Source organism: Arcanobacterium phocae (assembly GCF_900105865.1).
In the GTDB taxonomy this organism is placed as follows: domain Bacteria; phylum Actinomycetota; class Actinomycetes; order Actinomycetales; family Actinomycetaceae; genus Arcanobacterium; species Arcanobacterium phocae.
In genome coordinates this window covers 1064075-1088568 of record NZ_LT629804.1, presented here as the reverse complement: position 1 = coordinate 1088568, position 24494 = coordinate 1064075, and the positions used below count along the sequence as shown (strand labels likewise).

General features: G+C 50.8%; 20 protein-coding genes. 6 read left to right on the top strand and 14 right to left on the bottom strand.

Annotation, left to right across the window (positions count from 1 at the left end; genetic code table 11):
- Nucleotides 1-15: 15 nt before the first annotated feature.
- Both BLT51_RS04740 and BLT51_RS04735 read right to left on the bottom strand, forming a co-directional pair.
- Nucleotides 16-684 (bottom strand): response regulator, encoded by a 669-nt coding sequence (locus BLT51_RS04740; protein ID WP_091280489.1) that lies wholly within the window; start codon nt 682-684, stop codon nt 16-18.
- On the bottom strand, nt 681-1892 hold the full coding sequence (locus BLT51_RS04735; protein ID WP_157672908.1) for an ATP-binding protein: 1212 nt from the start codon (nt 1890-1892) through the stop codon (nt 681-683). The genes BLT51_RS04740 and BLT51_RS04735 overlap by 4 nt, the downstream gene beginning before the upstream one ends.
- Nucleotides 1893-2006: 114 nt before the next feature.
- Here BLT51_RS04735 and BLT51_RS04730 point away from each other — a divergent pair, with 114 nt between their 5' ends.
- Both BLT51_RS04730 and BLT51_RS09075 read left to right on the top strand, forming a co-directional pair.
- A complete protein-coding gene (locus BLT51_RS04730; RefSeq protein ID WP_091280482.1) occupies nt 2007-3398 on the top strand; it encodes a PspC domain-containing protein in 1392 nt (463 codons plus the stop codon).
- A 9-nt stretch (nt 3399-3407) separates the two neighbouring features.
- Nucleotides 3408-3746, top strand: a complete 339-nt coding sequence (locus BLT51_RS09075) for a hypothetical protein (protein WP_157672907.1) — start codon at nt 3408-3410, stop codon at nt 3744-3746.
- On the opposite strand, the gene BLT51_RS04725 is transcribed toward BLT51_RS09075, so the two are convergent.
- The gene (locus tag BLT51_RS04725) at nt 3684-4046 is read right to left on the bottom strand and encodes a YchJ family protein (RefSeq protein ID WP_091280479.1); all 363 of its coding nucleotides are present in this window, start codon (nt 4044-4046) and stop codon (nt 3684-3686) included. The genes BLT51_RS09075 and BLT51_RS04725 overlap by 63 nt on opposite strands.
- Before the next feature lie 157 nt (nt 4047-4203).
- Nucleotides 4204-5199 carry a malate dehydrogenase gene (locus BLT51_RS04720; RefSeq protein WP_091280476.1) on the bottom strand — a complete coding sequence of 332 codons (996 nt, stop codon included), beginning with the start codon at nt 5197-5199 and terminating at the stop codon, nt 4204-4206.
- 346 nt (nt 5200-5545) lie between these two features.
- Between BLT51_RS04720 and BLT51_RS04715 the strand changes: the two genes are divergently transcribed.
- The gene (locus BLT51_RS04715; protein WP_157672906.1) at nt 5546-6328 is read left to right on the top strand and encodes a hypothetical protein; all 783 of its coding nucleotides are present in this window, start codon (nt 5546-5548) and stop codon (nt 6326-6328) included.
- Between the two features lie 77 nt (nt 6329-6405).
- Here the strand turns inward: BLT51_RS04715 and pgi are convergent, their stop codons facing one another.
- Together pgi and BLT51_RS04705 are read right to left on the bottom strand one after the other, a co-directional pair.
- Nucleotides 6406-8064, bottom strand: a complete 1659-nt coding sequence (gene pgi / locus BLT51_RS04710; RefSeq protein ID WP_091280466.1) for a glucose-6-phosphate isomerase — start codon at nt 8062-8064, stop codon at nt 6406-6408.
- Nucleotides 8065-8167: 103 nt separating this feature from the next.
- Nucleotides 8168-10411, bottom strand: coding sequence for an alpha-amylase family glycosyl hydrolase (locus BLT51_RS04705; protein ID WP_157672905.1), 2244 nt, complete (start codon nt 10409-10411; stop codon nt 8168-8170).
- Between the two features lie 145 nt (nt 10412-10556).
- On the opposite strand from BLT51_RS04705, the gene BLT51_RS04700 reads away from it, so the two are divergent.
- Complete coding sequence (locus BLT51_RS04700; protein ID WP_091280459.1) at nt 10557-12848, top strand: 6-phosphofructokinase; 2292 nt, start codon at nt 10557-10559, stop codon at nt 12846-12848.
- A 78-nt stretch (nt 12849-12926) separates the two neighbouring features.
- Here BLT51_RS04700 and BLT51_RS04695 read toward each other — a convergent pair whose 3' ends face one another.
- From BLT51_RS04695 to BLT51_RS04665, 8 genes are all read right to left on the bottom strand, one after another.
- The gene (locus BLT51_RS04695; protein WP_157672904.1) at nt 12927-13199 is read right to left on the bottom strand and encodes a DUF3017 domain-containing protein; all 273 of its coding nucleotides are present in this window, start codon (nt 13197-13199) and stop codon (nt 12927-12929) included.
- Nucleotides 13192-14394, bottom strand: coding sequence for a cell division protein PerM (locus BLT51_RS04690; protein ID WP_091280453.1), 1203 nt, complete (start codon nt 14392-14394; stop codon nt 13192-13194). Before BLT51_RS04690 ends, BLT51_RS04695 begins: the two co-directional genes overlap by 8 nt.
- 108 nt (nt 14395-14502) lie before the next feature.
- Nucleotides 14503-15423, bottom strand: a complete 921-nt coding sequence (sucD, locus tag BLT51_RS04685; protein ID WP_091280450.1) for a succinate--CoA ligase subunit alpha — start codon at nt 15421-15423, stop codon at nt 14503-14505.
- Between the two features lie 9 nt (nt 15424-15432).
- Entirely contained in the window at nt 15433-16605 is a 1173-nt protein-coding gene (gene sucC, locus BLT51_RS04680; protein ID WP_091280446.1) for an ADP-forming succinate--CoA ligase subunit beta, read from the bottom strand.
- A gap of 107 nt (nt 16606-16712) precedes the next feature.
- Complete coding sequence (locus BLT51_RS04675; protein WP_091280443.1) at nt 16713-18752, bottom strand: acyltransferase family protein; 2040 nt, start codon at nt 18750-18752, stop codon at nt 16713-16715.
- 4 nt (nt 18753-18756) lie between these two features.
- Nucleotides 18757-21261, bottom strand: a complete 2505-nt coding sequence (gene pcrA, locus BLT51_RS04670) for a DNA helicase PcrA (RefSeq protein ID WP_091280441.1) — start codon at nt 21259-21261, stop codon at nt 18757-18759.
- 116 nt (nt 21262-21377) lie between these two features.
- Entirely contained in the window at nt 21378-21593 is a 216-nt protein-coding gene (locus BLT51_RS09070; protein ID WP_157672903.1) for a hypothetical protein, read from the bottom strand.
- Nucleotides 21587-22243: an MFS transporter gene (locus tag BLT51_RS04665; protein WP_157672902.1), complete on the bottom strand. Its 657-nt coding sequence runs from the start codon at nt 22241-22243 to the stop codon at nt 21587-21589. Before BLT51_RS04665 ends, BLT51_RS09070 begins: the two co-directional genes overlap by 7 nt.
- Before the next feature lie 213 nt (nt 22244-22456).
- Here BLT51_RS04665 and BLT51_RS04660 point away from each other — a divergent pair, with 213 nt between their 5' ends.
- On the top strand, nt 22457-23725 hold the full coding sequence (locus BLT51_RS04660; RefSeq protein WP_091280436.1) for an MFS transporter: 1269 nt from the start codon (nt 22457-22459) through the stop codon (nt 23723-23725).
- Nucleotides 23726-23745: 20 nt separating this feature from the next.
- Nucleotides 23746-24492: a MerR family transcriptional regulator gene (locus BLT51_RS04655; protein ID WP_091280434.1), complete on the top strand. Its 747-nt coding sequence runs from the start codon at nt 23746-23748 to the stop codon at nt 24490-24492.
- Nucleotides 24493-24494 lie beyond the last annotated feature (2 nt).

The following is a 24494-nucleotide window of genomic DNA, read 5'->3' as shown; positions in this document are numbered from 1 at the left end:
CCTAGAGTGAAACTATTAGTCGATCCCCCGAGCCGCCGCCCATCGAGATAGTTCATAACGGTTTGACAGCTGAAGTTTGCGTAGCACTGCCGAGACGTGAGTTTCCACGGTTTTGATAGAGATGAATAATTCGGCGGCGGTCTCCCGATAGGTATAGCCACGAGCGATTAACCGCATGACTTCTTGCTCACGTTGTGAAAGTCGATCTAATTCTTCGTTACGTTCGGCTACATCTGCTGCTTGCGCGCCAAAGGCATCGAGAACGAAACCTGCTAGCCGCGGGGAGAATGCAGCATCGCCAGCCGCTACCCGCGTTATTGCTTCCACGAGTTCTTCTGCACTGACGGCCTTCGTCACGTAGCCGCGAGCGCCAGCACGAATAACAGCCACAACGTCCTCCGCCGCGTCAGAAACCGACAACGCCAGAAACCGAGTAGCTACCCCAGCTTGCAAAACGCGCCGAGCGACCTCAGCTCCACCACCACCATGCCCGCCGGGCAGATGAACGTCCAACAACACGACGTCGGGAACGGACTCACCTGCCATACCAGCTAATAATGTTACGGCACTATCAACCGAATCTGCTTCACCGACATATTCGATTTGGGAAAACTGTTCCAGTTGTGCTCGCACTCCGGCACGAACTAGGCTGTGATCATCAACAATAAAAACAGACAGACTCATGACTTATCCTCTTTGACAACCCGCATTCTTATTTCTGAACCTCCACTGGGTAACGGTGAACGGATCTCAACTTCTCCATTCACCTTAGCAATGCGTCCCCGAATCGAGTCTCTGATGCCTGCGCGATCCGCTGGAATAGAATCCACATCGAATCCTGGACCGCGATCACGCACAAACACCTCGCATACCTCTTCGCCGAGCTGAGCAAATAGCGATATTTTTCCTGGCGCATGTTTGGCAGCATTAGTCAAAGCTTCTCTGCTGGCACCGAGCAACGCATGCGTGCGGGCACTAGGTACCGCATCTCCGGTAATAACCACATCTATCTCGGTATGGAACCGCTGATCTATGTCTGCCGCGATGCGCGAGATGTCGTCGGCAACAGACGTTCCGGCATCAGCCCGATCAGAATACAAGTAGCGACGTAAATCTCGCTCCTGTGCTCGCGCCAGACTCGCAACCTCATCTGGCGAATCCGCTCGAGAACGAATCAATGCCAGCGTTTGAAGCACTGAATCGTGCAAATGCGCAGCGATATCTGCGCGTTCAGCTTCCCGAATTCGCTGTACATAAATATCTTGCAGCTGAGTTCGGTTATGCAACAAAACTGGAACTATCACCACGGCCAGAGCAATAAGAACAGCTAGCCCCACACCGAGACTCGCCACAGTTTGATAAAAACCGTACTGCGTACTGGTGAGCGTCAAAGCTCCACTCACTGCAATAAGCGCACCGGTAATTGTCCATCCAATCGGAGCGGAATCGCTACTTATCGGGTGTGACCATGCAATGCCCGCGCCGGCCAAAACGATCAAAAACGGAATGAGATTACTACCATACCCGCTACTGACAAGCACGATACCAATTGCGCTTGCTAACAAAATGAGAGCAGTGAGAATCAGTGGCTTACGCGCCGGGTTATCTATCTTCTGTTCTAACTCCAATTTTGGCGCAAGCCGGCGTTGATACCCGGATAAACCAGGGTCTTTTGGCATCAGCACTGCCAGGATCATGTACGCAAAGAGACCTGCGCCAAAGAATGGGATAGCCAAAACAAATGTCCACCGCCATGCAACGACAGATCCGCCCAAATGAACACTTAGTCCACGCGCAACTCCGGCAACAACACGCGGCGAGCGACGGACTAGTGGCGGACGCTCGATCACCCCTGGTGCCCGTAGGTGTGAATAGTTTTTGTTCATCGTCATAGCATCTATCATTCCACACGCCTCCACCGCATTTTTACCCTGACGTCTAAAATCAGGGGCAAATCAGGGTGCCACCTGATAGCCGATGAACGTTTCATCTGTCACGATGAAAATATGAACATTTTCGAACGGTTAACCGCCCAACCGATACGGCGGACGGACGACGGATACCTCGGTGGTATCTGCGCCGGACTATCTCACCGCTGGGATATCTCTCCTATCTTGCTTCGACTAGCAGCAATCATTCTGGCATTTTTCGCTGGCATTGGTATTATCGCTTATGGCCTTGCCTGGTTGCTTTTGCCACACGATCCAGACAACCGCATCGAGCTCGAAGAAGTCGTCGAGGGTCGGCTCTCCGGAGGATTCGCTGCGAGCCTCGCTATGCTCGTCATAGGAATATGGGTCTTCTTCGAAGAGCTGGCCCATCAGCACTGGCTGTTCTATTCTCGGTTCACTGGATCTCTACTTATCGTGGCAGTCATTATGATGACGGTTGTCATCATTTTGCGGAAGAAGCACGACACCCATCCAGCTACTGTCCCAGCACATTCTTTCGCCGCACATGACCAGGCTGCTGACGCATCGATCGCTACGCCGTCGTCGTTCGAACAAAAAACAGAGCCACAACCACGCCCTCAACTACGCCCCCGCACTCCCGCAGTCTCTGGAGCATTTATTCTCATTACCCTCGCGTTAAGCGCCAGCGCCGCAGCTGTCACCCTGCTCGTCACTCCCCGAACAATCTCGTCAGTTTTACTCGCCCTGGGCATACCTCTCACAATCCTCGGAGTCAGCATTATTTTGGCAGGAGTCCGTGGAAAGAGAAGCACCTGGCTCAGCTTCATCGCAACGCTCCTGGTTTTTCCAGTCGTTACACTTATCCCCATATCCTTCCTTATTCCCCAAGCCATCATGGACAATGACAAGCTCAAGTTCTTCGCTGAAACAGATCGAACTGGTTCCGCCGGAGTTATAGATCACCACAAGCACAGCACCACTCACTTGACCGATAAAAGTAGCATCAGTGCAGTGTTCACTGACTCGAAATACGTCTTAGATCGCAACGATCCAGTCATTCTTGACATCACTCTGACCGGAACTATCACAATGGACGACATGGGAGGATGGAAAGTACACGATCACAACGGAGAAACTTATATCACGCCAACACCAGAAATCCACTCAGAGCGCAATGGTGACAGATTTGGAGATCCACAACCCGACACCCCGATTGAGCCCGACGAATGGTACGTCATTCCCAACGAGACGGTGATCAACCGTTCTTCCACACCAAAGTCTCATATAACAATTACGAGCCCGGCAGCTCAACAAGACCCCAAATCTGCCCGACGTATCACTATTACCTATGCAGTTGGTGATGTACGCCTGTCTGAAACGCTCAATGGCCAAGATGCGGTGACGTTTATTGCACGCCAGCGTGGAATCCCCATCAATTCTGATACGCCTGCATTAGAAATAGCCCCTGCCCAATCAGAGAACTAGGAGACTTCAATGAAAATCGGAACATTCTTGTGGGGAATCGTTACATCACTTTGCGGCATTATTGCTATCTTGCAAGGAACTAGCGCGCAAATAGATACATCCACACTGATCGTCGTTTTGCTTCTTATATTTGCCGGCGCTTGTACTATTGCTGCGCTGGTCCCGGCTCGGCGATCGGCTGAAGCAACCGATATGTCTGCGCACACCGTGCAGAGCGGTGAAGGCACCCATTATTCCGGCACTACCGAGGATTACCGGGCTGCGCAAAATTTCGAAACCTCACCTTCAGCTAGTCAGACTGAGTGGCTCGAGGTAGAGCCACCTACCGACCCGAACAACGAAAACTGATCGTTCGTGAAGAGTGCCTTGCTCTCCTGATGTCTCATCAACATACGATGCAATAAATTCAACCTGGTCGTTTATTGCTTCAATAACGTCCAAGCCCGTCCATCGGATTCCATCAGTGGAAACATCCGGTGGGCGGGTTTTTGGATGCCATGAGGTAAAAACAAAATCGTCCCGGCCAAGAGCGTACGCACTATACCGGGCACGCATCAATTCTTCTGGGCAACCCGCCAAGCGCACACCGTCATGGAGGGGTTCACAGCAATCAGCATAGGTCTTGCCAGAATCACATGGGCATTTCATAGTTTCTCCTATTCGGGGCGTGCGCAAAACTCGGCAATAGCGCAAACCTAGCGTTATACGGCCGAGATTTGCGCTATTGCCGAGTTTAGCCGACATCTTTCGGATGGTAACACAAAAGGCGGGGGCCGTAGCCCCCGCCTTTAGCTAAAAACTAGACTCAGATTAAGCCGAGTTCGCGCACTGCGTCAGCTTCTTCTTGGAGAGCCTTAACGTTGCGCTCGATGCCAGCCTTGGTGGTCTCGGAAAGCTCGAGGCCTTCGACAACCTTCCATTCGCCACCTTCGGAGACTGCTGGGAAGCCGAAGATAAGACCTTCTGGAACACCATAGTGGGAGCCATCGGACCAGATACCTGGGGTAACCCAGTCACCTTCAGGGGTGCCGTTGACCCAGTTGTAAACGTGGTCAATTGCTGCCGAAGCTGCCGAAGCTGCTGAGGAAGCACCGCGAGCTTCGATGATAGCTGCACCGCGCTTAGCAACGGTTGGCACGAAGTAGTCAGCCAACCATGCTTCGTCAACGAGCTCGGTTGCTGGCTTACCAGCAACGGTTGCCCAAGAGACATCTGGGTGCTGATCTGCGGAGTGGTTACCCCACACGGTCATCTTCTTGATGTCGGAGACCTTTGCGCCGGTCTTCTCTGCAAGCTGGGAGATTGCACGGTTGTGATCTAGGCGCATCATAGCGGTGAAGCGCTCGTTTGGTACATCTGGTGCGTTGTGAGCAGCGATGAGTGCGTTGGTGTTTGCTGGGTTTCCAACGACGAGGATGCGAACATCGTCAGCTGCGTGGTCGTTGATTGCCTTGCCCTGTGGGCCGAAGATACCACCGTTTGCAGCAAGGAGGTCAGCGCGCTCCATACCCTTGGTACGTGGACGTGCACCAACGAGGAGACCGACGTTGGTACCTTCGAAAGCCTTGTTGGCATCGTCGAAGATGTTCACGGACTCGAGCAATGGGAATGCGGAATCGTTCAATTCCATTGCGGTTCCTTCTGCCGCCTTGAGGCCCTGTGGAATCTCGAGGAGGTTCAAGCGAACTGGAACGTTAGGTCCAAGTAGTGCACCTGATGCAATACGGAACAGTAGTGCATATCCGATATTTCCTGCAGCGCCAGTAACGGTGACGGTAACCGGAGTACGAAGCTCAGCCATGTAGTCAACTCCTATATTCTGAGGCGCTGTCCCTTTTCCCGGAACATGACGCCAGGTTGTCATTGAGCGAGATGAATTCTCACACCACCTCTAAGAGTACCTTGCCAACGAGTTATTCTGGGTGGCTTTTAGTCCCGCACTTATTAAATGTGGCGAATATATTGATATATCTGGCAAATTTTTTACTCATAAATTGGCCAGTTTTTAGTGATAAAATCAACGTAATTTAGGACGAAGCTGGAGCAATTGAGGAGCGTCATGCAGATTGGGGGGGCTACATATAATTGACTTTCTGTGGATTATTACAGGATGTGCACTGGCTTACGCTGTTATAACTTTTCCCAAAATGACTGACCGCATGGAAACCCGGCGTAGCTCATTCACTCCACGCGGAGCTATTCCGCTACCAGCGCCAACCTCCGAGTTCATTGCACGGATCAATCGCAGAGAGAAAAGGATCCGGCCTCAGCTGAAAATAGCGATGATTTTTGTATCTATTGTCCAACTAGCATTTTTAGGTTTGACGAACGTTTTCTCTCCTTTATCATTCATGCTTAGCCTAATTGCAGGCTACACAATCGTGCTTTGGCTTCGGTTCCATGCAGATATGGCTGATTTTACTGGAAGACCATATCCAGACACTGACGCTACCGTCTTACGGCATCTTTCATGCAATGTGCAGCCACGTTTGCTCGATTACGTCCCGGTATGGGCATTGATCGGATACATCACGTTCTCACTAATTTCTCAAACCGTGGGGCTCATCTATGTTTGGCCAGCGTTAGCAGCAAAAACCCTCTTCATTATTCTCCTTGCTGTAACCAATATGGCTATTCCAGCAGGAATATACCTGGCTGCTCGCTATGCATCTATCCCGATTTCTGCTAGAGATGATGCTACTGCACGGTGGGAGGATGATTTTCGAGCAGAAATGCTCAACGCTGTGGTTATGGCGTCTACTTTTGTGCCACTGCTGGTTATTATCATGCCAAGTCAAACTATGGCATGGCAGACGCCAGGCTGGTTCTTTGGTACCCTGCTAGCTTGCATTGTTGGTTGCGGAATCATTATTTATTGGGCAAGTCGCAGTTATGCACGAGTTCTATGGAAGATTGAGCCAAATAGCTAAGCAATTGCGGTCGCGAATTATATAAGTGATGGGTGAGCCAGTGGCTCACCCATCACTTATATAAGCTATTGCTCTAGTTACTTAGTGCGATGTGCACGATAGTATTCGATGAGTGCGCGAGTAGATTGATCTTCAGCAGCAAGCGCGGCCTTGTCCCCACTAACTGCATTCGTGAGCGCCTTGGCCATCTGCTTGCCGAGCTCAACGCCCCACTGGTCAAAGGAGTCAATTCCCCAGACGATTCCTTGAACAAAGGTGATGTGCTCGTATAATGCAATGAGTTGCCCGAGGACGGACGGGGTCAGCTCTGGAGCCATAATTGAAGCAGTCGGCTTGTTTCCTTCGAACACGCGTGCAGATACGATTTCTTCTGGGGTTCCTTCTGCGCGAACTTCATCAGCAGTCTTGCCGAAAGCAAGTGCCTTCGTTTGACCAAAGAAGTTACCAAGGAATAGTTCGTGCTGATCAGCATCGCCATCCTTGAATGCATATGTTGGGTTTGCAAAGGCAATAAAATCAGCCGGGATAAGCTGTGTGCCTTGGTGAATCAACTGGTAGAAGGCATGCTGACCGTTCGTTCCTGGTTCGCCCCAGAAGACTTCACCGGTCTTAGAGGTAACAGGGGTACCATCCCAACGCACGCGTTTACCATTCGATTCCATGGTGAGCTGCTGCAAGTATGCCGGGAAGCGATGCAAGAACTGTGAATATGGGAGAACTGCGTGAGTAGCAGCATTCATAAAGTTGACATAGAAAACATTCAACATTCCCATGAGGACTGGAACGTTACGCGAGAATGGCGTGTTTTGGAAATGCTCATCCATCTTGTTGAAACCAGCTAAGAAATCAGCAAAGTTATCTGGACCGATCGCGATAGCTAAAGATGTTCCAACAGCGGAATCCACTGAGTAGCGTCCACCTACCCAGTTCCAGAAACCGAATGCGTTTTCTGGATCGATACCAAATTCAGCAACCTTATCAAGTGCGGTAGAGACTGCTACGAAGTGCTTTGCCACTGCCCCATCTGTTGGTGCTCCTTGTTCTTCAAGCGACCGTAGCAACCAAGCACGTGCGATACGCGCATTGGTCAACGTCTCCAAAGTTGTGAAGGTCTTAGAAGCAACAATAAATAGTGTTGTTTCTGGGTCAAGTCCGGATAGCTTTTCGCCAGCATCGGTAGGATCGATGTTAGAGATAAAACGGCACTCGATGTTTTCTGCTTTAAACGGCTTGAGAGCTTCGTATGCCATGACAGGACCGAGATCGGATCCACCAATACCGATATTAACTACAGTCTTGATGGTCTTACCGGTGATTCCCTTCCACTGACCAGAACGAACCTTGTTAGCGAATGCATAAACCCGCTCAAGGACGCTATGGACATCACCAACTACATCTTGGCCCTCGACAGTGAGCGAATCCGTCTTCGGCCGACGCAAGGCAGAGTGAAGAACCGAGCGATTTTCCGTAATGTTGATGCGCTCACCGCTAAACATTGCATCCCGGCGTTCAGCCAGGTTAACTTCCGCCGCTAGTTCTTCCAACGCGGTTTTCATCTCATCAGTCATAACCGACTTCGAAAGATCAACAAATAGATCTCCAGCGCTGAGACTAAACTTTTCAGTGCGCTCCGCATCCTGTTCGAACCATGCGCGGAAGTCCACGGTAAGATTGTTATGAATATCCGTGAGCTTATGCCACGCAGGGGTTTGGGTTGCATCTATTGGGCTTGGCATGGTTTCTCCTCCATTACATGTGTGCTGCCGATGGAGCAACACAACAATCAACAAATTCTTAGTCTAGCTTTTCTTCGTATATTCTTTGAATCCGATTTACAGCTCATTTTCCGGAAGTAGGATCCGGACCACCCACTAGGTAGGTGAAAGATTCACCGCGACCACCGTCAGTGATGGCACGATACTCCAGCAAAGTTCCATCTTTCATCCCCTGAAGATTGTGATAAATCTTTGGGTTCGGTCCGGCAACAGATCCCAATGGGAACCATTTTCCGCTACCAACAATGCGATAGAAAAAAGTTGTGTTAGCGTACCGATGTTCTTGCGTATGGGCAGTTAGTTCGATAGCTGAATCTGCCGTTTTCACGCCAGTCAATCGCGTAATTCCACTTCCCCGTTCAAGTTTCTTTCCTGCTTTAAAGACCTTAATCCCCTGGCTCGGCACGTCCACTGTCAGTTCAGTAGTACCACCAGAACTAGAAGCAGTTGGAGTTGGCGTATTTGCTGGCGCCGAAACCGTCCCGTCTGCCACCTCCATCACAAGAGACCAGTCCGAAGTTGTTGTTAAAACTGGAATTTTCGCTTGAACTGGCTGCGAAGCAGAGTTTGCTACAACCACGTATTCGACACCTTCATCCGGATCAATACGTGAAAATGCGTAGGTATTGCCATCGTTAAGTAGCTCAATTTGAGCGCCATTCGATAGCCCCGGATACTCCTTGCGATATTTCGAAAGCTTCGCGATCGCCTTATAAAGCGGGTTATCCTTATCCATATGAGCATTTTTACCGAACTCACTACCATCGAGCAACGGTTGTTCTTGATAGCCCGGCACTTCAGTAGCAAACAACGGCTGACGCGCAGCTTTGTCGCCGTCCTTACCGGCGAATTCTTGTTCATCACCATAATAAACAACTGGTTGACCACGCATGGTAAACATCAGTCCGTGCGCAAAAACAGAGGAAGCTACTTTATCACCCTGCACCATTGACCCGATCCGTCCCATGTCATGGTTTCCCAGAAAGGTCGGCAAATCTAACGCAGTTGCGCGCTCAGTGACATATCGCGAATCTTGTGCAAACATGTCTGCCAAGCCTTGCGCTTTACCACCATTAACATAACCAACTATCGCTTTTTGAAATGGGAAGTCGAGAACAGCGTCCATATCGGTTTCTCGTACGTACTGGGATAACGTTGGCACATCAGTGTCATAGACTTCGCCGAACATGAAGAAATTTTCATCAGTCTTACGCTTAATAGCCTGAGTCCATTCCTTCCAAAAATCCATGTTCACGTGCTTAACCGTGTCAATACGGAACCCGTCAACACCGGTGGCTAACCATTTTTGATAGATATCTTCCATACCGCGCACAACTTCCGGATTCTCAGTCATCAAATCATCGAGGCCAAAAAAATCCCCCATGGTTATGGATTCGCCAGTAAAAGTTGAATCCCCACGGTTATGGTAAAGATTGACGTTATTTAACCAGCTAGGAACCTTCTTTTCCTTACCTGCTACCGGAGTATAGGGAAATGACTTCGGATCAATCGCAGGAAAATCTTCTTTGCCAGCAACCTCAAAAAGATTGACCGGTTTCCCTGCCTTGTTAAGATACGGCTTAACAGTGGTAGGGACGTATTTCTGGGAATCTTCCTTATACGAAATAACATCCGCAGTGTGGTTGGTAATAATGTCCATATAGACTTTCAGCCCACGATCATGGGCTTTATCAATCAGCTCAGTAAAGTCTTTCATGGTACCAAAGTGCGGATCGATCGCAGTAAAATCTGTTACCCAGTATCCGTGATATCCAGCTGATTCTTCACCTGGTTTACCTTGAACGGGCTTATTCTTCATCGGTGGCGAGATCCAGATAGCTGTGGTCCCAAGCCCCTGAATGTAATCCAGATGATCGATGATACCGCGTAGATCACCACCAAGGTAAAAACCCTCATTCGTGGGATCATATCCAGAAACTAGACGATCATCGCCTAACCCGCCATCATCATTAGAGGAATCTCCATTAGCGAATCGGTCAGTTAACAAGAAATAAAATTGTTCATTACCATCATGGGCTCGAAATATACCTTCACGAGAAGCATCCGACCCACGAACTGCTGCGTCAACTCCAAGGTCCGAAGGAATGACTGACGAACCTTCGACTTTCAGATCCGCCCGACCCGGTAGCTCAAGGGGATACTCTACGCCGTTAATCCGGATTTTATGGGAGCCAGCGTCATAATGGGTATAGCCTTCCGGCTGACCGTTGGAACATCCCGAAATACCAACTCCTACAAGCGCCAGCAAAGCACTGACTGCAACCGCTACACCACGACGTCGAAACACACTTTCCTCCAAGCCTCGTACCTACTATTGTAGAACGTACCTCCCACATAAAACCGAATACATCCCAAAGTGTGGAAGATTCTTAACCTAAATGTGGCAAGATGGGATATGGACAACACATTCTTCCTGCGTTAAGGAGAAAATTATGCTGGAACCTGCAACGATGCTCAGCGATGAAGAACGCGCACAGCGCCCAAAAATTGGAATCTTGACCTCTGGAGGTGACGCACAAGGCATGAACGCCGTCGTACGTGCCGTCGTACGAACAGCCCTCCATGCTGGCGCTATCCCGTTCGCACTCCACGAAGGATGGAAAGGAGCCATTGAGGGCGGCGACTTCATCCAAGAGCTGTCATGGTCATCGGTATCGAACATTCTTTCCAAAGGCGGAACAGCGATCGGCACCGCTCGCTCAGACGAATTCCGCGAGCGCTCCGGACTAAAGAAAGTCGTTCGTAATTTAGTACAGCGCGGAATCGACCGTCTCGTCGTCGTCGGCGGTGATGGAACTCTATCCGGAGCCGATGAACTACGCGAATTTTGGCCCGAACTCCTCAACGAACTCGTCACCGAAGGCGAGGTGAGCCCCGAAGCCGGCGAAGAACACCGACACTTACGTATCGCCGGAGTCGTTGGCTCGATTGACAACGACCTAGTTGGTACCGACATGACAATCGGCACCGATTCTGCATTACACCGCATTATTGAAGCGATCGACGCCATCGCAGCTACAGCAGCCTCCCACCAGCGTACCTTCATCATTGAAGTGATGGGACGAGCCTGCGGATATTTGGCCCTCATGTCCGCTATTGCTGGCGGTTGCGACTACGTCTTCATTCCAGAACTTCCACCAGAAGACGGCTGGGAAGAAGAAATGACCACCAAGCTCCGTACGGGGCGTGAACGCGGTCGGCGTGACTCGCTCATTATCCTCGCTGAAGGAGCTCTCGATCGCGCCGGTAACCCGATCACCGCTACACAAGTCGCATCCGTCATCAAAGATCGTCTTGGCGAAGATGCTCGCATTACATCCCTGGGGCACGTCCAGCGCGGCGGCCAACCATCCGCGTATGACCGCTGGATGCCTACCCTGCTCGGCTATACAGCAGCACTCGACATGGTCAATGCTGGTCCAGATACCGAGCCAACGATTATTGGCACCAAGCGTAACCGAATTGTGCGCATGCCGATGATGGAAGCCGTTGCGAACACTCGAAAGGTGAAGGCCTACCTTAAAGAAGGGAACTGGGAGGCCGCTATTGACTCACGCGGGTCTGGATTCCGCGAAATGATCGACATTTTTGAAGCCATGTCCTCCCCCACATGCAAAACCTGCAATAACTCTGCCAAATCACCGCGCGTTGGTATTATTCACGCCGGCGGACTTGCGCCAGGAATGAACCCGGCTGCTCGCGCTGCTGTCAAACTTGGAATTGACCGCGGATACACGATGATTGGCATCGAGGGCGGCTTCCCAGGTTTGCTCGAAGGCCATATCCGGAAGCTCGAATGGGGCGACGTCGAAGGCTGGGCTGAAGACGGAGGCGCCGGATTGGGCACCCGCCGCACGATCCCCGGTGTGGACCAGTACTATGCACTCTCCCGGGCTATCGAAAACGCGGAGCTCGATGCGCTGATCGTTATCGGTGGCTTCGCCGGATACAAGATGGCTTTCGATATGGGACAAGAGAAAGACCGGTATCCTGGCTTCAACATTCCGATCGTGTGTGTGCCAGCATCGATCGACAACAATCTGCCCGGTTCGGAACACTCGATCGGTGCCGACACCGCATTGAACACGAATGTGGAGATACTCGACAAAATTCGAACCTCTGCATCGGCCTCGCAGCGCTGTTTCGTTGCCGAGACGATGGGACGCAACACCGGATATTTGGCGTTGTTCTCCGCAATTTCTTCAGGTGCGGAGCAAGTCTATCTGGCAGAAACTGGCATCACGTTGCCACAACTCGCCCAAGATACTCAGCGCATGGTTTATGCGTTTGAGCAGGGTCGTCACTTGTATTTGGTCGTACGTAATGAAGACGCCTCGCAGTATTACACCACAGATTTCTTGAGCCGGATTTTTGAAGAAGAAGGTCACAACCTGTTTGATGTGCGTACTTCAGTTATTGGACACGCACAGCAGGGTGGAAATCCGTCCCCGTTTGACCGGACGATGGCCGCTCGTATCGTCAATACGGCGATCAATATTCTCGACGACGAGTTGCGTACGCACGCTAAGAACGCACGTTCGTTCCATATTGGTATGGTTGGCGGAGTTATCCAAGCAATGCCACTATCCCATATTGGAGATTTAATCGATCTCGAATCACGAACCCAGCTTGATCCGTGGTGGTTGCCACTCAAGCACGTTGTTTACGTAGTTTCGGATCCGACTTACGATGGACCGCTCGAAGATCTAGCGATTATTCAATAACGCTGTTTACTAACGAAATCGGTGCTCTGCGGAGCACCGATTTCGTATCTGACCACGGATCCGTAGCCAGCAAACTAGCTACACCACTGCCGGGGTATCTCCCCAATTGGCGAGATATGCGAGCACCAGTGCCAGCGTGAGAAGCGTGACGACGTCGAACCAACGCGAACGTACCTGCGGGATCATGCCTGCAGGCAAAACAAGCCGTGCAAACGCCAGCACCGCTAAGCTTCCAGCGAAGGTGTACATTGCAGGTTGAACACCCCAGACGTATGACAATATGATGACTGCCACGATCCATAATGCTAGGAGCACGAAGAAAAACACCGAGGGTACACGATGCTCAGTCATGCGACACCTCCCCTTTTTCTGCCGATGATTCAGCGGCTTCATCAGGCAACACCGGCTTTGTAGTATCCCGACGAACATGTTCCTTAACAAAGCCTAGCGTTGTCGGATGAGAAAGACCAACACCCAAAAGGAACGGCAAACCAATCGACATGAGCGTGAAGGCAGCCGTCAACGCCGGAACAGGGCCAGTTTCTGCCATCCGTCCCGGGCCGATAGCTCCCAGAGCCATAAAAGACATAATCGAAACAACCAAAGCGCTCAGTACAACCGCTAACGTTGCATCAACCAGTTGAGTAGATAGCGTCGTCGTCGGAACCAACTTACGAGCCACGACTACCCCGGATAGACATGCGAGAACGACTAAGACGATGAATAGCCACAGCATTTTCTCGCCTGGTGCAGGTAACGCCCCAAAAACAGGGATGGCTGGCAACGGACCCGATTCGACGCCGAATATCGAAAAGTTTGTTCCCGTGCCTACTGCGAATCCCGCTCCAACTAGCCAAGAAAAGAACCACACCACGAGTGCCGGAAAATACACCAGCTGAAGTAGTATCAGTCCAATAGTGCCGGTAACTCCGGTCAAATAATAACCGTGGATCTCGCTGATAGTTCCAATTCTTATCAGGATAAACAATAGGGTGACGCCACATGCAGCTCCCAGCATGAAGAAGCTTAACCACCTAGCATATTTCCATGCGCGATCCACATACGACCACCATGGAAGGCAATACAGGAGTGTTTCGCGGGCGCTCCACATCGCCGTTAGTCCAGCTAAGATAAAGGAGCCGATTAGCGCAAACCACCAGTCCCCCGGCGCGCGGCCAGCAAGTGACAGCACCGCAATTACAGCCGGCCAGCTCAACGCGGCAGCGAGCACATCAAACCATGTTTCCAGATCTCGACCGCGCCAGCTCTGATACGAGGCATACATAACCACGCCGGTCAGGAGCAACGGCATGAGCGTTAGCGATGCGCCACCAACTGAAACAGCCCCACCGAAGATCGTGGTCCACCAGCCAGTGGCAAAAAATGCCGCACTTTGCCAGACGATGTCTCCCATCATCTGGGCAGACGCATTGAGCGTATAGAACACCATGACGACAAGGAAAACACCGAACCACGAGAAAAATGGCGCAGCAATACCACCACGGAAAATGTACCAGTAGCGCGAAAGATCAATGTGAGTATTCATTAGTTCCCATCGTTACGCGTAATGGTCTTGAAAGCACGGTATTGACATGGTGTGTTGCTTACGATTTAGTCGCAGACAACAAACTCAAGTAAAACTGTAAGCGTCCAGTTAGTTATTCAAGATAGCTCGGGCTATCTTCGCTGTTTCAGTTGGGGTTTTGCCTACCTTGACACCTACAGCTTCAAGGGCTTCTTTCTTTGCCATCGCAGTTCCTGCCGAACCGGAAACGATAGCTCCGGCATGGCCCATTGTTTTACCTTCGGGCGCAGTAAAGCCAGCTACATATCCAACAACCGGCTTGGTCACGTTGTCTTTGATGTAGGCAGCTGCACGCTCTTCTGCGTCGCCACCGATTTCACCAATCATGACGATCAGCTCGGTTTCCGGGTCAGCTTCAAAGGCTTTAAGAGCATCAATGTGAGTGGTGCCGATGACCGGGTCTCCGCCGATACCTAGGCAGGTGGTAAATCCGATGTCCGCTAGTTCAAACATTAACTGGTAGGTTAAGGTTCCAGATTTTGACACCAGACCGATTTTGCCTGGGCCAGTGATATCTGGTGGTGTAATGCCAACATTTGATTGACCTGGGGTGATGATACCAGGGCAGTTTGGTCCGATGAGGCGAACGCCCTTGTCTAGGGCATACTGTACAAATTCAGCACTGTCTTTGACCGGCACACCTTCAGTGATGACGACGACGAGGTCCAATCCAGCATCGACAGCTTCAATAACTGCCGCTTTGGTGAAGGCCGGGGGCACGAAGATAACCGAGGTGTTTGCTCCTGTTGCTTCTTTAGCTTCTGCTACAGTGCCGTAAACTGGAATCGATACGGTACCAGCTTGACGCTTGTCTGCATCGATGCCGATTGGTTTGACGTCAAATTCCACGCTGGTTCCGGCTTTACGAGGATTGGTTCCAGCCACAATTTTGGTGGCAGCGCTAAGCATCCGGCGAGTGTGTTTTTGTCCCTCTGAGCCGGTCATGCCCTGGACGATAACGGTGGATTCTTTATTGAGGAAGATAGCCATAATAAGTTCTCACTTTCCAGCGAGCTGAGCGGCCTTGGCTGCAGCTCCGTCCATTGTTTCTTCGAGGGTAACAAGCCGGTGGTTTGCCTGGGATAGAATCTGGCGACCTTCAGCTACTTTATTTCCGTCTAAGCGAACAACGATTGGTTTATTCGCGGCGTCACCGAGTGTTTCAAGTGCGCGCACAATGCCGTTTGCGACTTCGTCACACGCGGTGATTCCGCCAAAGACGTTGACAAATACGGAACGGACATCAGGATCGTTAAGAATGACGTCCAGACCATGAGCCATGACTTCCGCATTTGCTCCTCCACCAATATCAAGGAAGTTAGCTGGGCCTACTCCGTATTGTTCTCCAGCGTAGGCAACCACATCAAGAGTGGACATGACTAGGCCAGCACCATTGCCAATAACACCAACCTGACCGCCGTCTAACTTAACGTAGTTTAATCCGAGAGCTTTAGCTTTAGCTTCGAGCGGGTTTTCAGTTTTCTTGTCAATATAGCCGGCATGTTCGGGGTGACGGATCCGGGCGTTGTCGTCTAACGAAACTTTGCCGTCAAGAGCGATAATCTTCCCTTGTGGGGTTTTGACAAGCGGGTTGACTTCAACCAATGTTGCGTCTTCCTGGGTGAAGGTCTCCCAAAGTTTCAAGATCACTGGTATCAACACATCGTGTTCAGCTGGTGTAAATCCCGCAGCGGCAACAATTTCACGTGCTTTTTCCACGGTTATACCCTCATTGGGGTCTACCGGTATTTTAGCAAGTGCTTCTGGGCGTTCCACGGCGAGTTGTTCAATATCCATTCCGCCTTCTTTGGAACACATAGCAAGATATCGGCGTTCGGAGCGGTCAAGCAATATCGAGAAATAGTATTCTTCAGCAATATCAGAACCAGCGGCGATGAAGACCTGATGAACTGTATGACCTTTAATATCCATACCTAAAATAGCTCGGGCTTTTTCTTCAGCTTCTTGTGGTGTGCGAGCTAGCTTCACTCCCCCGGCTTTGCCGCGCCCGCCAGTTTTCACCTGCGCTTTGACAACAAGAAGGTCAGTTTGTTCCAGCAAGGTATGTGCAGCTTGTGGTGCTTCTTCAGGGGCAGATATCACGATTCCAGGTAGCACTGGAACGTCATGCTTGGCGAAGAGTTCGCGAGCTTGGTATTCGTATAGATCCACGGAGTATCCTTCCGTTGTGGTCGTCCTGTTACACCGGTGTCTCAACATCGAGACTTGTTATTCAGCCTACCTGTTTTCGCCTCATTGTGGAAACTACTAACCGTTATTTATTTCTCGGTATCTTCGGATTGCGCTGATGGCTCAGCTGGCGGTTCAGTAGCCCAGCCGGCACCTGGTTCTATTCCTTGTTTATCCGAGAACTCAGTAGCTCCAGCAGTAATGGCATCCTTGATGAGTCTGCCATATGCATTAGCGCCGTCGATTGACGTGTGGGTGTCATCTACCTGTAATAGGTCTGGCTCTTTTGACGCTAATCCGTGCCAATCTATTAGCTGAACATTTGGGTATTCATCTGCAATTTTCGCTAGGGTCTTATTTGATTCCGCTACGAATGTTGATGGGGAATAAATGTTAACCAAGAAGACCATTCGCTTTTCGCCGAGTTGTTCTATCGCGTCTCGAACGAGGTCTGGCTGGCTTACGCCACCATTTGTCCCGAAATCGAGAACGACGACGCGGCCGAGCTGGCTGTTATCTTCTGCTGCTTGGATCATCTTGCTTGCACCGGACCACTGCGTTGAGGGCTCACCAAGTGCGTTAACGCCCGGCATAGCGTGCAGAAGACCGGTACGGGAGGCCGACACCATCGAGTCACCAATGACCGTAACTTCGTAGGTGTTCGGAATCGTGGTATCAAGATCTTTTGAAAGCTCAGTGGGACGGTTAGGACGCGGCCCGTTGTCACCTGCTTGAGCGTCAGAATGCGAGCCACCGGTTTCTGCTAATTCAGCACCTGATTCTTGGCTACCCTGTTCAATCATAATCTGGGTGCTGGTTTTTTCTGGCGCAAAGAATGTTGCCGCAATAGTCGTGCCGGTTAGTAGCAAGACAATGAAAGCTAGCGCTGTGTAGACGCGGTTGTGAGGTAGCTTGGTTCGTAAAAATGCAATGATCTGACGGTAGCCACGACGACGAACTGGTGTTTCAATGAAACGATATGAGGTTTCAACGATAAGCATAGTGATCGCGATAGCTACTGCGGATCGCGCTAGACGAGCTGAACTCCCTATCGCTACCGGGTAAGCAGCTGCAACGAGTACTAAAATAGGCCAGTGCCACAAATACAAGCCATAAGACCGCGTACCAAACCATCGTAGTACCGGTAGCTCGCCGATTCGTGCGAGAAGGGAGCGCGGGTAAAGCATCTCAGCGATTACTAGTGTGGTAGCTAGCGAAGCGAAAAGCATGCCGCCTCGATAGGCCCATGGGCCAGTTTCCGGCATAACAAAAACACAAACACTCAGTATTGCTAGGCCACCCCATCCCAAGAGAGCGTGGAAGGATTGCCAGTGTTTCGACTCAAAAATACGCTGATCGCGATCTGCCCATAGAAATGCAAGCGTAATACCAGCGCAAAGCCCAAAAATATGCGTATCAGTGCCGTAATAGAGACGCGTGTAGTTGTCCCCCGTGTAGAGGAACATCATGAGGAACGCAGAAAAAAGCATCACCGAACCGGATATCGCGATTCGGGTACGTAGCCTGCTCACCAAGGCCAAAATGGCGAGCATAATAATTGGCCACAGTAAATAGAATTGTTCTTCGATAGCTAATGACCAGAAGTTCTTAAAAAGCAATGGCGCGGTCGCATCAAAGTAGCTCGATCCATGAACGATTTCGAGCCAATTGGTAGAAAAAGTTAGCGCACCTAATATTTGCCGCCCAATGCCGACTAACAGATCTGAATTGATGGCCCAGGCAGTTGGTACGACTGTAATGATTAACGTAATTAACGCTGGGATAAGACGACGAGCTCGCCGCACCCAAAAGTTCCGCAGATTGATGTAGTTGTTTGCACGGTCTTCACGTAGCAGAAGCGTGGTGATCAAAAAACCGGAGATAACGAAGAATACGTCTACTCCCAGGAATCCACCTTGCACAACTCCCGGAAACACATGGTAAAGAATGACTGATAGCACAGCAAAAGCACGCAGGCCATCTAGTCCAGCGATATATCCGCCCTGATCATTGAACGCCTGCTGACCGCGGGAACGCGAACGGAAAGTTTCACGCCGCCCGGGATGCTTTGCAGAAGCCGTAGTGCGGACTGGACGTTGTGAGCGTAACGAATAAGGTGAATCAGTCATAGTTTCAGATCTTTTCTAACGGTGCAAAACGAAGCATGAGGCGCTTGACTGCCCCACTATCGAACCGAACTTTGGCTACTGTGGATTTTCCGCTTCCTTCAAACGAGATCACTTTGCCAGTACCAAATTTTGCGTGACGAACTTTATCACCAACGTTGATCCCTCCGCTAATGTCAGGATCTGGATTGGAAGGCTGAACGGGTTCTGGCTCAGTTTCAAGAATTTTCCCGGGGGTGAACTTCCCGCTTCCGCTCCCAATAACAGGAGCGAAATCATCATCATTCACGCTGCTCCAGTTGTTACGCTTCGCACCCCAACTATCGCGCGCACTCCCCCAAGAAGAACTGCGAACTGTGTCCATTGCAGACGCCACACGCCGCCAGTCGATCACCTCATCCGGAATCTCATCTAAGAATCGTGAAGGCGGTAGTTCTTGCGGAGCACCCCACTGGGAACGGGTGGCAGCCCGCGTGATATATAGGCGCTGCCGAGCACGAGTTAACGCCACATAAGCTAACCGGCGTTCTTCAGCTAGTTCCGTTGCAGATGCCAAAGCACGAATATGCGGGAATGTTCCATCTTCAAATCCAGTTGCAAAAACTACTGGGAATTCTAGCCCTTTCGCGGTGTGGATCGTCATGAGGACGACTTCGCCTTCGTTTTCGCTATCCTCATCTGGAATTTGATCCGAATCGGCCACTAACGAGATCTGATCCAAGAAATCAGCAAGGGAGCCCTCTTCATTCCGTACACGGAAATCAGACGCTACCGCGTGGAGTTCAGCAAGGTTTTCTACCCGTACTTCATCTTGCGGATCCTTCGATTTTTGAAGAGTATCCAAATATCCAGAGGCGTCCATTAATGTATCTAAGATGTCAGCTGGAGCCTCACCGGCATCAGCTTGGGCCCGCGCGGTTTCCAACATGCTAACAAATGCGCTCATGGCGTTACGGGCACGTGCCTGCAAGCCTTCCACTGCACTGCGTCCAGCTTCAACAGCTTGTTCTGGATAGGCCACATCGTGGAGCGCCTGCCCAAACGATATCCGGTATTTTTCGGCATGCATGGCGACAGCCGATTCGGCTTTTGCCCCCAAACCACGTTTCGGTTCGTTCAAGATTCGGCGAATCGACACTGTATCATCCGGATTCGCTACCGCATGCAAATACGCTAACGCATCCTTAATCTCTTTACGCTCATAGAACCGAGTACCGCCAACAACCTTATACGGAATACCCGAGCGCACAAACATTTCTTCAATGGCACGTGATTGCGCGTTAGCCCGGTAGAACACAGCGATATCACCATATTTATAGCCGTGCTTGGTGCGTACTTGATCGATTTCTTCGACGACGAAAGCTGACTCGTCCGATTCTGCATCCGCTACATAACCAACAAGCTTCGGGCCGTCGCCTTCAGCAGTCCATAATTTCTTTGGCCGCCGCCCTTTATTATTAGCAATGAGTGAATTAGCGGCCGTCAAAATATTTTGGGTGGAGCGATAGTTCTGTTCCAGTACAACCGTTGTAGCGTTCGGAAAATCTTGCTCGAAATCTTCGATATTGCGAATCGTTGCACCACGGAAAGCGTATATAGACTGGTCCGCATCGCCAACAACAGTTAATTCACCATGTGGCTGATCAGTTTCTTCACCAACGAGTTCACGCACCAACTGATACTGAGCTGTATTCGTATCCTGGTATTCGTCTACTAATACGTGCCGGAAACGCCGCCGATAATGTTCTGCGATCGCTGGATTATCACGCAGCAAACCCACCGTCAGCATAATCAAATCATCGAAATCTACCGCGTTAGCGGCCCGTAACCGGCGCTGATATCCAGCGTAGGCATCAGCAATCATCTGATCGTCACGATCTGCAGCTTGTTCTTTCGCCTGCCCAACCGTAACCATCGCATTTTTCAGATCAGAGATTTTCCGACTCAGTGTTTTCGGCGGGAAAGCCTTGATATCAATGTTTTCCTCTTGCGCTACAATCTTCATCAGCCGGGCAGAATCTGCCGCATCATAAATCGTAAACGATGACCGCATCCCCAAAGCCTGATGTTCCGTACGCAAAATGCGTACACATGCCGAATGGAACGTAGAAATCCACATGCGTTGCGCGGTAGATCCAAGCAACGATTCTAGCCGTTCGCGCATTTCTTTAGCGGCCTTATTCGTAAAGGTAATCGCCAAAATTTCGTGTGGACGCACCCGACCAGTAGCAATGAGATAGGCAATACGGGTAGTCAACACCCGGGTTTTACCAGAACCGGCCCCAGCGACCACCAGCAAATGCCCACCAGTATGGACAACTGCCTGATGTTGCTGGGGATTAAGACCTGCTAACAGTTCTTTCACGCGCGCATCATCGCGCCCACGAGCGCCGTCGTCATCCATCCGAGATAACCTAGGCGCAACCGAACCAACCGCCGGCGACTCCTGAGCCGTAGCGATCTTCGACTTTAACCGATCCATTGCTGAAACAAACGCATCATTAGTACTCATAACACTTCCAGCCTAAAGGACACCTCCCACACATTTTGCTGTACACACGGAACTACCCCAGATCTGTGGGCAAAATCAGCACATTTTCGCGTTGATCAGCGCGGCTGACGAATACTTTAGTTCGGAACTTCACTAGGCCAGTCAGCAGGCCGCGGGATAGCTAAGAGGGAACGTTCAATGAACAGGATGGATAAACCCAGCATAGCGCACACAACTCCGCTGGCGATCGCCCACACTCCCCAACCAGCATCAACCTTGCTACCGGCAATCACGGACGTCAAAGCCACCGGTACACACAAGCCCCACAAGAAATAGCACACCCCGATTAACACGAGGTTCTGGCTAAAGACAATGGGCAACAAAAACAACACTGATGCGAGGTGACCAGCAATAAGCGCCCAGCAGGGATCGTCTTCGTCAAGTGCGCAGCTATTGGGGACCCAAGCACCACACCAGCGGCCTGTGCCGTAACAACAAAACCGATCACTGTAGTATCAGTCCCATTCGCTAAGAGCATTAACGTAACAGAAGACATCAATAAAAATATGCCCACGTTAACGACCACCGCTAACGCGGTAAGCGCTGTCATTTGCCGCGACTTTAATATCCAGCGAAATCCTGCTGCCGTTACATAATTTTCTCCGCTCACTAAAGACCACAACGCAGATTCACCAGATAATCCCAGTAGCCCACTAACAACTGTTGCCGAACACACTAAAACACTAAATATGAGAAAGCTGAGCACACCGGTTATCGCCAGCACACTCATTGTCCCCCATATAAGCAGGCTTAAACTGACACGGATAGCCATCAGTCGGCGTCGATCATACGAATCAACAAAAACTCCACCAAACATCGCTAATCCATAGCTTATGGCCGAGCTCAGGGTTCCCAAGCCGCCAGCAGCCGTTACTGATCCAGATAGTTCATAAGCGAAGAGCGTAACAGCGAAAGAGGTTATCGCGCCAGTATAGGCTTCCACAACTGTGTAGGTTAGCCAAGGACGATATCCGGTCACTGACCGCAACTCAGAACCCCCAAAATCGTCGCATTAAGTACGCCTTCAACTAGGACAATGTGGGTGCGATTAATCGATTATACGAGGATAGCTCGATAGCAGACAAACACAATAAATTGGGTGACCACTGTGCCAAGAGTTGCCCTGTCCCCTAGGACCATATTTTAGGGTGAGAATATGACGAAACAATATTCGCTCGAGCAACACAACTCCGCACTCCCTCAACGAACCTGGTATGCCGTCGCCTACCTCGCCTCAAACGCACTATCTATCCTCGGCAACTCCCTCATCACAGTAATCTTGCCCGTACTTATCATCATCCGGCTCGGTTCACCGACCTGGGCAGGAATCATCGCCGTAGCCACCACCAGCGCACAAGTATGTGCCGGATTTCTAGGCGGAGCACTAGCAGACCGAATCAACCGCCGAACTCTCAGCCTCACCGCCGATCTCCTATCCACACTCTCCGTCTTTACCCTCTTCGTTATCGACTGGATCGGACTAACCAGTGCACTATGGTTCATCACCCTCGGAATCCTCGGAGCATTCGCCGACGTCCCCGGACAAACCGCTCGGCAAGCTCTCGGCCCGCAGGTGGCCACGTCGTCGTCGATAAAATATGAAACTATCACCGGATACTTCCAAACGTTACAAGGAGGCGCGCTCATCATCGGCCCGGCACTCGCTGGAGTATTCCTCATAATGCCCAACCCATCCTGGGCGCTCCTAGCCACTGGAATCTGTTCCCTCCTAGCCGCTTTCACTACTGCACTTATCCCCTACGATATCGGCGAATACGAAAGCACAACACAAACACATAACTTCATCGGCCACATAACAACTTCCATCACCTTAATCCGCAAAACTCCGCTCTTGCGTTTCGCCATCACGTTTGCGATTGGAATCAACGTCCTCTACACGGTCACCCAAAGCTTCGTCCTGCCCACACATTTCACACTGCTTAATCAGCGACAGTACATCGCCTGGATTCTCACAGCCATGGGAGGAGGCATGATGGTCGGCGGAATCGTCTACGGGCTGCTAGCCAAAAAAATCACCCACTCCACCCTATTTCTGAGTGCTACTTTCCTCAGTTTCATCGGCGCACTAATGATGCTGAGTTTATGGGACTTGTCAGCAGTTATAAATGGCGCATTTTTCCTCGGCATTGCCTTCGCGATCATCAACGCCAGTGCCACAATCGCCATTATGGAATCCCTCCCCGAAGGAAAACGCGGATCAGTCATGGGAATTATCCTCACTCTTATCCTTGCGGTTTACCCACTCGGATTCGCACTGGCCACAGTGCTCTACACCTATAGCGGACTAACGACAGTTAGACTAGTGCTAGCCGGCGGATTCGCCGTCACTACCGCGTGGGCGCTCATGTCTAAACAAAGTCATGCACTCAATATCGCCCACAACACTTCCCAGCCAACATCCTAGACCACCCTAAGTAGCTCAAGATGATCCTCTACTCCCAGCAACTGACTAAATTAACCGGCGCCTCCCGCAAAGCCTTGCGACTCTATGAAGATCGTGGACTGCTCACCGCAATCGGCCGCGACACCAACGGCTGGCGAATCTATACCGCAGAACACCTCCTGCGAGTAGCAACCATCAAATTCCTGCAAGAATCTGGACTGACCTTGGATGACATTGCTGCCGTCTTAGCCGATAGCCAAACATCGCAACCATGGGACCTCGCCGAACAACGCCTCAAGGCGCGTATTGCCGAGGCCCAAGAAAAATTGGCCGTCTTACAACAGCTGAAAAACATGCGTACCCATGACGCAGATCTGCCACTCTATTCACCCGATATCAGCGATATGCTCAATACACTCATCGAGCAGGGCTACCCAGCAGAAATGGCCTATCGTAGTGGCCGGATCTTACAATTCTTAGAAATTACCTTGGCGCCAGAACAATGGCAGGCGATCCTCCGCTTAGGAAGGAAAGAAGTCACCAATATTGACGACGAGATAATCACGTTAGCCCGAGAATTTGTTGATTTAGCGAATGTTCCTGCTAGCTCACCGCAGATAGATCAATGGCGAGATAAAGCACTTTCTTACACACGAGCGCATCCAGAGACAGTACACACAGGTTTTAATTCCCTTGGCATAGAGCAAAATATAAGTACTGTCCTTGATAACCTGTGGGTCAATGGGCTCTCACCGGCACAACTTCGTGCGAGCGCAATATTTGACTAATT